The sequence below is a fragment of the Sorangium sp. So ce394 genome (assembly GCF_051474665.1).
Classification (GTDB): Bacteria; Myxococcota_A; Polyangia; order Polyangiales; family Polyangiaceae; genus Sorangium; species Sorangium cellulosum_D.
Map to the genome: position 1 here is coordinate 11,670,044 of NZ_CP150339.1, position 12,581 is coordinate 11,682,624.

At 71.7% G+C, this 12,581-nt stretch carries 8 protein-coding genes; 5 read left to right on the top strand and 3 right to left on the bottom strand.

Translation table 11 applies throughout. The features are described 5' to 3' along the window. Positions 1-13: 13 nt before the first annotated feature. The gene (locus WMF33_RS43165) at positions 14-1,537 is read right to left on the bottom strand and encodes an MFS transporter (protein ID WP_437334050.1); all 1,524 of its coding nucleotides are present in this window, start codon (positions 1,535-1,537) and stop codon (positions 14-16) included. Between the two features lie 648 nt (positions 1,538-2,185). Here WMF33_RS43165 and WMF33_RS43170 point away from each other — a divergent pair. Both WMF33_RS43170 and WMF33_RS43175 read left to right on the top strand, forming a co-directional pair. Beyond that, positions 2,186-3,367, top strand: a complete 1,182-nt coding sequence (locus WMF33_RS43170; protein ID WP_437334051.1) for a tyrosine recombinase XerC — start codon at positions 2,186-2,188, stop codon at positions 3,365-3,367. Further along, a complete protein-coding gene (locus WMF33_RS43175; protein ID WP_437334052.1) occupies positions 3,364-5,667 on the top strand; it encodes a sulfatase-like hydrolase/transferase in 2,304 nt (767 codons plus the stop codon). The genes WMF33_RS43170 and WMF33_RS43175 overlap by 4 nt, the downstream gene beginning before the upstream one ends. Positions 5,668-5,937: 270 nt before the next feature. Here WMF33_RS43175 and WMF33_RS43180 read toward each other — a convergent pair whose 3' ends face one another. Continuing rightward, on the bottom strand, positions 5,938-6,549 hold the full coding sequence (locus WMF33_RS43180; protein WP_437334053.1) for a hypothetical protein: 612 nt from the start codon (positions 6,547-6,549) through the stop codon (positions 5,938-5,940). A 435-nt stretch (positions 6,550-6,984) separates the two neighbouring features. Between WMF33_RS43180 and WMF33_RS43185 the strand changes: the two genes are divergently transcribed. From WMF33_RS43185 to WMF33_RS43195, 3 genes are all read left to right on the top strand, one after another. Continuing rightward, positions 6,985-7,239 carry a hypothetical protein gene (locus WMF33_RS43185; protein ID WP_437334054.1) on the top strand — a complete coding sequence of 85 codons (255 nt, stop codon included), beginning with the start codon at positions 6,985-6,987 and terminating at the stop codon, positions 7,237-7,239. A gap of 111 nt (positions 7,240-7,350) precedes the next feature. Next, a complete protein-coding gene (locus tag WMF33_RS43190) occupies positions 7,351-8,436 on the top strand; it encodes an ATP-binding protein (protein ID WP_437334055.1) in 1,086 nt (361 codons plus the stop codon). Positions 8,437-8,446: 10 nt separating this feature from the next. Further along, positions 8,447-10,861 (top strand): DUF5682 family protein, encoded by a 2,415-nt coding sequence (locus WMF33_RS43195; protein ID WP_437334056.1) that lies wholly within the window; start codon positions 8,447-8,449, stop codon positions 10,859-10,861. 614 nt (positions 10,862-11,475) lie between these two features. Here WMF33_RS43195 and WMF33_RS43200 read toward each other — a convergent pair. Continuing rightward, the gene (locus WMF33_RS43200) at positions 11,476-12,396 is read right to left on the bottom strand and encodes a transposase (protein WP_437339573.1); all 921 of its coding nucleotides are present in this window, start codon (positions 12,394-12,396) and stop codon (positions 11,476-11,478) included. Positions 12,397-12,581 lie beyond the last annotated feature (185 nt).

Below are 12,581 nucleotides of genomic sequence, written 5' to 3' on the forward strand. Positions count from 1 at the left end.
CGGCAGACAGAGCCTACACGTCGAGATCCTTCCACCGCTTCGATCGCTGGGAGAAGAGCAGCATCCCCACGAGCGACGCGACCCCGACCGCCGCGAACGAGTACCAGATCTCGTAGGGTTGATAGGTGTCCCAGAGCAGGCGCGTGGCCTGGGTCGCGTCGATCTGCAGCACCTCCTGGAGCTTCCGGAAGGCCTCCTGGCGCGACACCCCGAGGAGCTCCGGGAGCGACGCCACGTCGCCGTTCCAGGCCTTCCCCTTGGCGACATCGGTCTTCTCGGCGAGGTAGCGCAGGGCCAGCGTGGCCTTCTCGCCGCGCGTGCCATACAGGATCCCCGCCATCTGCGCGCCGATCGCCGGGCCGATCGCCGCCGGGATGTTGACATAGCCGAGGTAGAGCGCCTTCTTCCCCTTCGGCGCGATGAGCGCGAAATACTCGCTCTTCTTCGGGCCGGTCAGCATCTCGCCGATGGAGAAGAGCAGGATGCCCAGGAAGAGGACATAGAGCGACGTCGTGGTCCCGGAGACGATGATGCCAAAGGTCGCGACGAGGATGCCCAGCGTCATCGCCGAGAGCACCTTCATCCTCGCCACCAGGTACGAGAACGGCACGAGGAAGAGGACGATGCACACCGCGTTCAGGTTGAGCACGTTCTCCTGCTTCAGCTGGACCCCGCGCGCATCCTTGACGTCGAGCCAGGAGGACGGGAGCCAGGAATTGTTCTGCACGAACGAGGTGCTGCTGATCCAGTCCGTGTAGAAGTTCGGCATCAGGTCCCAGAGCTGATACATCATCAGCCAGAACCCCGAGAGCAGCAGGATCACGGTGATGAGCCGCGCGTCCCAGATGTTCTTGATCGTGTCCTTGAAGACCTTCCACGCGTCGGCGGTCTTGTCGGCGCCGGAGTCGACCTCCCGGTAGGTGAAGAGCATCAGGAAATTCAGGGAGATGATGCCGGCGCAGCCGTAGAACACCCACGGCCAGCCCTTGCCGTGGAGGTAGCCGGCGAGCGGCGGGCCGACCGCCGCGCCCACGTTCACGAGCCAGTAGAAGAGCCCCCAGCCGACCGACGAGTTCGACTTATCCATCGACTGGGCCAGCGTGCCCTGGATCCCGGGCTTGAAGAGGGCCGTGCCCGTCGCGAGGACGACCACGCCGAGCAGGAAGCCGGTGAAGCTCCGCTGCGTCGCCATCAGCAGATAACCGATGATCTTCAGCCAGACCGTGACGAAGATCGTGCGCTTGTAGCCGTACCGGTCCGCGTAACCGCCGGTGATCATCGGGAGCAGCGACTGGATGAGGGCCCAAACCATGTAAATGGTGCCCTTGTCCTGCTGGCTGAAGTGGAGCCCCCCAGGCTCGTCGGCCTGGGCGATGTAGATGGGCATGACGACGCGCACGCCGTAGTAAGCGAGCCGCTCCCACATTTCCATGATGCAGCCCATCCAGAAGGAGCGCGGCAGGCTCCTCAGGGTCTGGGCAAAGGAGAGCTTCGGCGGGACCTCGGTGGCCGGCTCGCTCACGACTGCATTCGTCATTTCATGCTCCTCACGCCCCGCGCGTCGTCGCCAGCGCGCCGGCCCTCGTACCACACCGAAAGCGGCGCACGTATCGGGATCACGCGCGCGATCCGCGGACGTCCATGACAGGCGGCAGCCGAGCTGCCCAGGAGAGGGGCGCGAGGGCGGAAGGCGGGGAGATCCTCGGCCTTTCCTCTTCGTCTTCCCCGTCATGTCCGGAATCCGGCCCGCAGCCCGCCACCGCAACGCCGATTGAGCGGCGCCCGCGCGCGAGCGCGCAGCCGTCGATCTTCCCGCAGCCTTCCCGCAGCGAAACAAAGGCCGATGTCCGCCGCGCCACAGCGAACAACCCATGTTCGAAGCGCGGTTCGGTAACTCAAGTCACGAAGCCACGGCGATGGTCACCGAACGACCTGAACAGCAGGGACGCGCGCCGGGCGCGTCCGCGCCCCCCCGAGGGCCGTACGCCGCACCGGCCGCGGCGAGCGGCGCACCGGCCCTGCGCAGCGCGCGCCGCGACCTCGACGGGGCCCGAGTCGGGCAGCCGCCGCCACCCGGCCTGCGGGTTGCCTCCCGGCGCGCCCGCGCGGCGGGAGCGCGGCGCCCCGGCGGGCTGCCGGCGAGTCTTTGCCTGCCGCCGCGTCCTGGTGGTAGGGCAAACCGGTGATGCACGTGCGGCGAGGCGGCGATCGATCCGGCGAGACCACGCTGGAGCAGGCGATCGCGCGCTTCCTCACCTACCTCACGGCCGAGCGACGGGCGTCGCGCCACACCGTGGCCGCGTACCGGCGCGACCTCGAGCAGCTCGCGCGCTTCGCCCGCGAGAAGGCGGCCGCGAACGCCGACCACCGACCCGCGCCGACGCGCAGCAAGGCCTCCGCGGCCGGCAAGGCCCCGGCCGCCGGCAAGGTCCCCGCCGCCGGCAAGGTCCCCGCCGCCGGCAAGGTCCCCGCCGCCGGCAAGGTCCCGGCCGCCGGCCAGGCCGCAGGCGAGGCCCCGACCGCGGGCGAGGACGCGGCCGCGGTGGAGGACACGGCCGTGACCGGCCTCGACGTGCTCCTCCTGCGCAGCTGGCTGGGCTCGCTCGCGCGCACCCACGCTCCCGCCTCGATCGCGCGCAAGGTGGGCGCCGCCCGCGCCCTGCTCCGCTACCTCGAGCGGCGCGGCGAGGTCGACAAGAACGCGGCCGCCCAGCTCGCCCTCCCCAAGGTCCGGCGCCCCCTGCCGACCTTCCTCGACGTCGACGCCGCCGCCGAGGTCATGGAGATCCCCGGCGCCGACACCGCCGAGGGGCTCCGCGACCGCGCCATCCTGGAGACCCTCTACGGCGCCGGCCTGCGCGTCTCCGAGCTCTGCGGGCTCGACCTCGCCCACGTCGACCGGCAGCCCGCCGACAGGGCCTCGGTGCGCGTGATCGGCAAGGGCGACAAGGAGCGGATGGTCCCGCTGGGCTCCCACGCCGTCGCCGCCATCGAGCGCTACCTCGAGCGGCGCGACGAGCTCACCGACCCGACGACCGGCGCCCGCGACCCGCGCGCGCTCTTCCTGTCCCGCCGGGGCGCGCGCATCGGCGTGCGCCGCGTCCAGGCCCTCGTCCAGCGCTACGGCGCGCTCGGCGCCGGCCGGTCCGACCTGCACCCGCACGCGCTCCGGCACACCTGCGCGACCCACCTGCTCGACGGCGGCGCCGACCTCCGCGCCATCCAGAAGCTGCTCGGGCACGCGTCGCTCGCCACCACGCAGCGGTACACGCACGTGTCGATCGACCACCTGCTCAAGGTCTACGACGCCGCCCACCCCATGGCGCGGAACGCCCACCCGATGGCGCGGAAGCGGAGCCCCGCGTGAAGCGCACCCCCAGCTCGCCGGGGCCCGCCGTCCCGACGCTGGCCCGCGCGTGGGCAGGGCGGCTCGCCAAGAGCGCCCTCGGCGCCAGCGTCCTCGGCGTCGTGGCCGCGTCGCTCGACGCCGGCTGGGCCGCGGCCTTCGCCGGCGACGACCCCGCCTTCCAGCGCGCGACCTACCTCGCCGACATCGGCGTGTTCGCGCCGGTCGCGCTCGCCGTCGGCCTGCTCGGCGGCCTCGGCGCGATCGTGGTCGACCCGTCGCGCCCGCCGTCGCCGGCCACGCTCGTCGCCTCGCTCCGCGTGCGGGCGATCGGCCGGCCCGCCGACATCGCGGCGTTCGTGCCGCTCGCGGTGCTCGCGGCCTTCCTCTGGATGACCCTGTGCGCGCACCTCGCCCGCGCGCTGCTCGGGCTCGAGGCCGCGCCCCTGCTCGTCGGCACCGCCGTCGCCGCGGGCTCGCTCGGCGTCGGCCTCATCGCGGGGCTCGCCGTCCTCGCCCTGACGCCGCCGCTCCGGCGCGCGCTCGCCAACGCGAGCGACGGGCGCCCCGCCTGCGTCGACCCGGCGGTCACGGGCGGCGTCGCGCTCGGGATCGCCGCGGCCCTGTTCGCGGTCGGCGTCGCCACGGGCGGCGTCTCCGGCGAGGGCGGCTTCCTCGGCATCTACGGCATCTTCAAGCGCCCCGAGCTCGACCTGCGCGCGCCGGCGCTCCTGCTCGTCGTCGCGCTCGCCGCCTTCCTCGCGCCGGTCGCCGTCCGGACGGTGCGCGCCCCGGTCGCGCTCCTCGTCGCGCTCCTGCCGCTCGCGCTCACCGCGCGCGCGGCCACGGCGCTCAACGCGGCGCCGGCGGTGGGCCAGGCGCTCGAGCGCGGCGCGCCCGTCGGCGGCAAGAGCCTCGCGGTCCTGCGCCGCCTGGCCGACCGCGACGGCGACCGCTCGGCCGGGCTCTTCGGCGGCGGCGACTGCGACGACCGCGACGCGCGCGTCCACCCGCTGGCCGAGGAGATCCTCGACAACGGCGTCGACGACGACTGCTCCGGCGGCGACCTGACCGCCGCGGCGCTGGCCGCGCTCGCCCCGGCCCCGAAGGCGGCCGCGCCCGCCGAATCGCCCGCGGCGCGCCTGCCCCAGGACCTGAACGTCGTCCTCATCACGATCGACACGCTCCGCTGGGATCTCGGCTACGCGGGCAACCCGCGGCCCGTGTCGCCGAACCTCGACGCGCTCGCGGCCCGCTCGACGGCGTTCGAGCGCGCGTACGCGCTCGCGTCCTACACGGGCAAGAGCATCGGCCCGATGCTCATCGGCAAGTACGGGAGCGAGACCCACAGAAACTGGGGCCATTTCAACAAGTTCGGCGAGGAGGACACGTTCGTCGCGCAGCGCCTGAAGGCGGCGGGGGTGCGCACGATGAGCGTGCACGGGCACCGTTATTTCGGCAGCTTCGGCGGGCTCGATCGCGGGTTCGACGTGGTGGACATGTCCGCGGCGCCGCCCGAGGGCGCGCCGTGGGACGTCGACAACAAGGCGACGAGCCCCGCGCTGACCGACGCCGCGCTGCGGCTGCTCGGGTCGCCCGAGAACACGGGCGGGCGCTTCTTCCTGTGGGTCCACTACCTCGATCCGCACGCCGACTACCTCCGGCACGACGACGTGCCGGGCTTCGGCGCGTCGTCGCAGCGGGACCTGTACGACGGCGAGGTGGCCTTCACGGACAAGCACATCGGCCGGCTGCTCGACGCGGTCGCGGCGGCGCCGTACGGCGGGCGCACGGCGATCGTGGTGACGAGCGATCACGGCGAGGCGTTCGGCGAGCACAAGATGTTCCGCCACGGCTTCGAGCTCTGGGAGGAGCTCGTGCGCGTGCCGCTGCTCGTCCATGTGCCGGGCGCGACGCCGTCGCGCGTCTCGGCGCGGCGGAGCCTGATCGACCTCGCGCCGACGCTGCTCGATCTGATGCGGGTCCCCGGGCCGGGGGAGGGCGCGCCCGCGACCGACTTCCTGTCCGGCGTGTCGCTCCTGCCCGACGTGTTCCTCGCGCCCGGCGAGCAGGCCGCGGCGCGCGACGTGCTGATCGACATGCCGGCCGGGCCATACAACGACGCGCGGCGGTCGTTCATCCGCGGCGATCTGAAGCTGACGATCTCGGGCGGCGCCCGGTTCGAGCTGTACGATCTGGCGGGCGACCCGGAGGAGCGGAAGAACCTCTGGGGGACGCCGGCGGCGAAGGAGATCGAGCCGTACTACGCGGCGGCGCGGGCGCGCCTCCGCGAGATCCAGGTCACCGGCGCGCGGAAGTGACCGGCGCGCGGACGTGACCGGCGCGCGGACGTGACCGGCGCGCGGACGTGACCGGCGCGCGGCGCGGCCTGCAAGGTCGATCTGAGCGACCGCTGGGACTTCTGGGACGTCGTCCACCTGCCGCTCGGCGAGGTGCGCGCGCGGTTCGGGATACCGCCGCTCGCCGCGATGGGGGCGCGGCAGGAGGCCGCCTGAGCACATGAATCCGCCGCTCGCCTGACCGCCACGGAGCCAGGTGTCTGGCTCACCGGAGCCGGGCGAGGCGGGCGATCACCTCGGTGCGAGCCGCTCAGCGATGTCGGTGCAGGTGGCGTCGTCCACGGCCTGGCAGTTGCTCAGCCCTGACCACGGCACCCAGACACACCCCTCCTCGGAGTCTTCCTCGCACGCTTCTTCCATGGACTCAGGGATGTCGACATCGCAGATCTGATGCAGAGACGGCGCCTCCCACGTGTCGGGCTGGCAGGGCGGCTCGTCGGGGGCTCCGCAGTGCCTCTCGCGGGTCTGCACGAGCGCGGTGCCGTCGCCCAGCACCACGATGAGCGACTCTGTCTCGTCGATGAACGGTCCGGGGGTATCGAGCGCCGCGAGGACGCCCGTGCCGCCCGAAAGCAGGAGCCTGGCCGCGCACTCCAGCGCCTCTCGTGGTTCCGGGCCGAGGTGCCGCGAGATCTTCTCACAGCTCAGCTCGAGGTCGCATGCGAACAGGTCGGGCGCTGTCTCGGGCGCGCTCACGTCGCCGCCGCCTTCGCCGGAGGGATCGTTCCCGGTATCCGGCTCGGGATCGCCCGAGCCGTCGACCGTGCCCGAGCAGGCGGCAACGAACGGAACCTGTGCGGCGACCAGCAGGAGCGCGACCCAGGCGAGTCGATGTGCTTTCATGATCATCATCTTTCCAAGGAGTGGGGGAGCCGTCCGTGAGTGCGGCTCCGTCCTCGAGCGCGGTCAGTGCAAACTGCGTGCTCATCTGCCCCATGGGGTTGCGATCACGCCATCGCGCTCGATCTAGCGCTGCCCACGATGCGCTAGCGCTGCCCACGATGCGCCAGTGTGTAGCAGAGCACGGAGCTCAGCGAGACCCGAGCCCCCTCCGATTGACTCAGTTCGGCACACATTGGCAGAGGTGATAGCGGCCTCGTCGCGGCCTCCGGGACGTGCTCTGACCACCGCGCGACAGCCTGTGGTTCGCCGCGATCCTGCTCGGCGGAGCCCTGTCCTTTAGCTGCGGCGTTCGGGCTCGGTTACAGTCGACCATGTAAGGAATCCAACACAGATGATCGATGCGATGTCGGAGACCCAGATCGTTCTCTTCTTGAGGTGACGATCTTCTATCTCGCCTTTCTCCCCCAGTTCGTCCCTGGTGATGCCGAGCACCCGACCTTGCTCATCAGCGGGCTCGGGGTGGCGTTCTCGCTGCTCACCTTCCTGGTGAAGGGGCTGGTCGGCTACTTCGCCGGCACCCTGTCCGCGTGGCTGCGCGCGCGTCCGAGGGCCCTCACCGGCGTCTACCGGACGAGCGGCGCGATGATGGTCGGCATGGGCGTCAAGCTCGCCTTCGAGCGGCGTGCCTGAGCGCCTCGCGCTCCCGGGAGCAGATCGAGCACGAAGCTTCCGAGCGCATCCTCGACCTCCGCCCGTGTCGTTCTCTCCCCACCCCGTTCTGCGGTAGCCTCTCCCCCGCCCATGAGCGACCTCCGCCAGCCCGCCGAGACCAAGTACGCGAACGAGCTCGCCGCCCTCGCCGCCGAGGACACCGCGCCGAGGCCGCCCGGGTGGCGCCTCTCGCCGAGGGCCGTGGAGACCTACATCCTCGGGAGCGACAAGCCCGTCGGCGGCGTCGCGATCACCCCCAAGTACATCGGCGACCGCGCCCTCGTGCAGGTCGCCCTCGCGACGCTCGCCTCCGACCGCGCCCTCATGCTGGTCGGCGAGCCGGGCACCGCGAAGAGCTGGCTCTCCGAGCACCTGTCGGCGGCCATCAGCGGGACGAGCGCGCTCGTCGTCCAGGGGACCGCAGGCACCAGCGAGGAGCACGTCAAATACGGCTGGAACTACGCCCTGCTCCTCGCCGAAGGGCCGTCGCAGAAGGCGCTCGTGCCCTCGCCCATCCTCCGCGCCATGCGCGACGGGCGGTTCGCGCGCTTCGAGGAGATCACCCGCACCTCGTCCGAGATCCAGGACGCGCTGATCTCCCTCCTGTCCGAGAAGCAGATCGCCGTCCCGGAGCTCGACCAGGTGGTCCCCGCCCAGCGCGGCTTCAACCTCATCGCCACCGCGAACACCCGCGACCGCGGCGTCAACGAGATGAGCGCCGCCCTCAAGCGCCGCTTCAACTTCATCACCGTCCCGGTCGTCGACGACCTCGAGCAGGAGATCCGCATCGTGCAGAAGCGCGAGGCCGAGCTCCGCGGCGACTACCAGGTCGGCGTCGAGCCGCCGGCCGAGCTCGCGAAGCTGCTCGTGACGCTGTTCCAGGAGCTCCGCGCCGGCGTCACCAAGGACGGCAAGACCAAGGTGAAGGCGCCAGGGTCCGTCCTGTCGACCGCCGAGGCGATCAGCGTGCTCTTCAACAGCGGCATCCTCGCGCAGCACTTCGGCACCGGAAAGGTGACCGCCGACGACCTGTCCCGCTCGCTGCTCGGCGCCGTGAGCAAGGAGGGCGGCGACGACCTCAAGGCGGTGCGCGAGTACTGCGAGACCGTGGCCAAGGGGCGCACCGGGCTCTGGAAGGAGTTCTACGCCGCCGCCAAGAAGCGCCTCGCGCCCTGAAGGAGCCCCGATGGACCTGGCCCGGCTCGCCGCCGTCCACCTCTTCCCGGTGCGGCACCACTCGCCGCGCTCCAGCGCGACGCTGCGCGCCTACCTCGACGAGGTGCGCCCGAAGGCGATCTTCGTCGAGGGCCCGAGCGACGCGACGCCGCTCCTCGAGGCGCTCGTCGACCCGAAGACGGTCCCGCCCGTCGCGATCCTGGGCTACCGCACCGACGGGACGCCCGCGTCGTCGCTGTGGCCGTTCGCCGCCTACTCGCCCGAGTACGTCGCGGTGAAATGGGCCTTCGAGCACGGGGTGCGCGTCGAGCTCATCGACGTCCCCGTCGGCATGACGCTCGCGCCGTTCGAGGGCGCCATGGTCGGCCACGACGACGTCGAGGACCCCGGCGGTCACGAGCGGGAGAGCGACGCGGAAGGCGGTGGGCGCGCGGAGGACGGCGCAAGCGGCGAGGACGGCGAGGACGGCGGCGAGGCGCCGGCGTCCGCGGAAGGGGAGCAGGAGAGCATCTACGAGGCGTGCGCGCGGGCCCGGGGCTTCCGCTCGTTCGAGGAGTTCTGGGAGGCCTCGTTCGAGGCGCCCCGCTACGACCCGAGGTCATTCCGCGAGGCGCTCCTCGCGTACGCGGACCTCGCGCGCAGCGACGGGGACCGGCTGGTCCACCGGGCGCGCGACGCGTACATGGCGCGGTGCCTGCTCGAGCGCATGGGGCCGGACCTCGCCCCGCACGAGGTCGCGGCCGTGCTCGGCGCGGCGCACGCGGCGGCGTTCGCGGCGCGCGACGTCGATCCCGCGCTGGAGGCGCGGCTGCCGGCGCCGGTGCCGTGCGGCGTGACGCTCATCCCGTTCAGCTTCCCGCGGCTCTCCGAGCAGCTCGGCTACGGCGCGGGCAACCGGGCGCCGCAGTACTACCAGCGCGCGCACGACGCGGGCGGCGACTTCCGGCGCGCGACGCTCGAGGTGCTGATCGACTTCACCGAGCACCTCCGCCTCCGCGGCTTCATGGCCTCGCTCGCCGACACCATCGAGGCGTTCCGCCTCGCGGTCACGCTCGCCGAGCTCCGCGGCAAGGCAGAGCCGGGCCTCGACGAGGTGCGCGAGGCGACCATCGCGACGATGTGCCGCGGCGACGCGACGCACGTGGACGGATTTCTGTGGCCGGCGGTCATCGGGCGCAACGTGGGTCGCGTCGGCGGCGGCATCGGGAAGAACTCGCTCCAGGAGGAGTTCTGGCGCGAGGTGCGCGAGCGCAGGCTCCCCGCCACGGACGCGCCCGAGTCGTTCCGGCTGTCGCTCACCAACCAGGTTGAGGTCGGCACGAGCGTGCTCCTGCACCGGCTCCGCATCGCCAAGATTCCCTACGCGGCTTACGCCGGGGCGCGGCGCGCCGGCGGCGGGGCGAGGCGGCGCGGCGGCCAGGCAACCCAGGAGACGCCGCCCGACGAGCTGCTCGGGCAGCTCAGCGAGACGTGGGAGGCGCAGTGGACGCCGGCCACCGACGTTGCGCTGGTCGAGAAGATCGTGCTCGGCGACACGCTGGAGCGGGTGGCGACGCGGCTGCTCGAGGAGGACCTCGCGGCGTGCCACACGACCGGCGAGGCCGCCGACGTGCTGCTGAACGGGGTGCTGGCGTCGAGCGCCCGCGCGGTGGCCGCGGCGCTGAGGGCGTGCGACCAGTTCGCCGCGGGCGACAGCGATCTGCCGTCGCTCGCCCGGGCGTGCCGCGCCTTCGCGGGGCTCGCGTCGTTCGGGTCGTCCCGGTCGCTGTCGTCGCTCGGCGATGGGGTGATCGCGCCGATGCTCGAGAAGACGTTCGCGCGCGCGGTGCTGCGCGTGCAGGGGGGCTGCACGGGCAGCGACGAGGCGGTCGCCACGGCCAAGGAGGCGCTGCGCACGCTGCACGACGTGGCGCTGTCGCAGCCGATCGTCGACCGCGCGGCGTGGCTCGCCGCGGCGCGGGGGCTCGTGGACAGCGACGCGGTGAACCCGACGGCGTCCGGCTTCGCCTGCGGGCTGCTCTACCTGGCGCAGGCGATCGACGATGCGGAGGTGGCGAGGGTGGTCGGCCTGCGGCTCGGGGGCGCGGCTCCGCCCGAGCCGGCGGCGTCGTTCCTGGCCGGCTTCCTCGAGGTGAACGCGCTCGTCCTCGTCAAGAGCCGGACCGTGGTTGAGGCGCTCGACGCCTTCCTCGGGGGGATCGCGCCGGAGCGCTTCAAAGACACGTTGCCGATCCTGCGGCGCGCGTTCGCGACGCTCGGCGCGACCGAGCGGCGGTATCTGCTCGAGAACGTGCTCGCGGCGCGCAAGCTCGGAGACAAGGCGCGCGCTGCGCAGGCCGTGCTCCTGGAGAAGGACCGCGAGAAGCTGAAGGAGATGAGCGAGGACCTCTCCCAGGCGATGGACGAACTGGACGACCTGCTCTGACGGAGGGCCGCTGGCCGGGCCGACCGGACCCGGGCCGGGCCGACCGGACCCGGGTTGCGACCTGTTGGGCACACCCGGATTGCGGGGCGACCTGACCCTGGTTGCGTGGGGCGCGGGAGCGCGGGGCGGGGCGACCTGACCCTGGTTGCGTGGGGGGGGCGCGGCGGAGCGGCGGGCGACCTGCGGTGGCGACCTGCGACGGCGGCGGCCGCGACCGGGCCCGGATTGCGACCACCTGCGGACCCGGGTTGGTCGGTCGACCCGACCCGGGTTGCGGGTTGCTACCCGACCCGGGTTGCTGCTTGCTACGGGTTGCCCATGCGGATTGCTCCAGTCCGCGGGCTGCCGGGCAACGACCCGGATTGACCTGGTGAGCGAGACGCGACGGCCGGCAAAGATCCGTCTCCTGCCATCGATCAGAGGCTTCGACAGCCTGGCATGGGCGCCGCTTCGTGCCCGCTTGGCCCGGCACGGCATATGCGCGCAAGGCGCGTGATGCAGCGCCGAGCATCCGCCGGCCGCTCCCGCCTCGCCGACACGGGCATATACGCCCCACAACGCGTCAAGACAACGCCGTCCCTGCCCGAGTCGCTGTCGCGCTCCCGATCGCCGTTCTACGCTGCAAGCGCCGCGTCGTTCACCCTGGCACCGTGGAACGTGCGCATCCACCATGTCCCCACCGGGAACACGGCGTTATGCACGCCAGCACACCACTGTTTAAGCGCCGTGCGATAGGATATGCGAAACGCACGTACAGCGGCCGTAGCGGTTCGCCAAGCGTCGCCCTGGTTGCGGCCCACGGCGAACGTTGGATTGCGTGCACCGAGCTCCTCGCGGCTCGTGGCTCGCTCGTACGGGGAGATCTCGCTGGCTCGCTCGGCGCCCGAAAAGCGGCGGCCTTGTTGCTCCGCCTCTGCATGGGCCTGAGCTTCCTGGCGCTCAAGCTCTGCCGCGACCTGCAGGCGAAAGTCCTCCGCGTTCTCCTGCTCGATGGTAGGCGGCAGCGCGAGCGAGAGCGTCGCTTGCTCGACCCACTGCGGATTCTTTGGATTGAGATATGCGGACGGGCGCAGCGCGTGCAGCACTCCACGACCGAGGTCATCCACATCCACCTTGACGCCTGGCCATTCGCTCGCGTGCCGAACCAGGCCAGCAGCCACAGGGTTCGCGAGCACGTACGCGATCTTCTCTACCACCGCCGCCTGCGTCACGAGTTGTACCACGCTCGTGGCCTCATGGTCCCATACTGGCCCTTCCCACTGCCGCAGCACCTTGGTGCCCAATGCGACCAGTCGATGGTAAAATTGCAAGAAGCGCGGCAGCACGCCCTGCACATCGGTCACGACCAAGTGCAGATGTGTTGACATCGCGCAAATGGCATGAACCTCGATGCCGTAGCGGCGAGCCGATATAGCGAGGGCGTAGACTAACAGCTGGTTGATGGCCGCATCGGGGCGCAACAGGAAGTGCCGACGCATGACCCGGCGGGTGAGTAGGTAGGTCGCACCTGGAGCGATTTGGCGAGGCTGGCTCATGGCCGCGCGCAGATACAAACGCCGCGCCATGAGTCGGCATGAATCATTTCAAGGACTTGCACGGTCGCATGGGTGGCGGCAGCGGTTTTCCGCCAGTTTCCGCCACTCTGAGTCGGCGCGCCGCGACATAGCCCAACTTACACCCGTAACCCGCGTTGATGGCCTGGATCGGGTCCAACATTGGA

Excerpts from the sequence above, each read along its gene's own strand:
- WMF33_RS43180 (WP_437334053.1), bottom strand. The coding sequence starts at position 6,549 with ATGAAAGCACATCGACTCGCCTGGGTCGCGCTCCTGCTGGTCGCCGCA.
- WMF33_RS43195 (WP_437334056.1), top strand. The coding sequence starts at position 8,447 with ATGGACCTGGCCCGGCTCGCCGCCGTCCACCTCTTCCCGGTGCGGCAC.
- WMF33_RS43165 (WP_437334050.1), bottom strand. The coding sequence starts at position 1,537 with ATGACGAATGCAGTCGTGAGCGAGCCGGCCACCGAGGTCCCGCCGAAG.
- WMF33_RS43170 (WP_437334051.1), top strand. The coding sequence starts at position 2,186 with ATGCACGTGCGGCGAGGCGGCGATCGATCCGGCGAGACCACGCTGGAG.
- WMF33_RS43200 (WP_437339573.1), bottom strand. The coding sequence starts at position 12,396 with ATGAGCCAGCCTCGCCAAATCGCTCCAGGTGCGACCTACCTACTCACC.
- WMF33_RS43190 (WP_437334055.1), top strand. The coding sequence starts at position 7,351 with ATGAGCGACCTCCGCCAGCCCGCCGAGACCAAGTACGCGAACGAGCTC.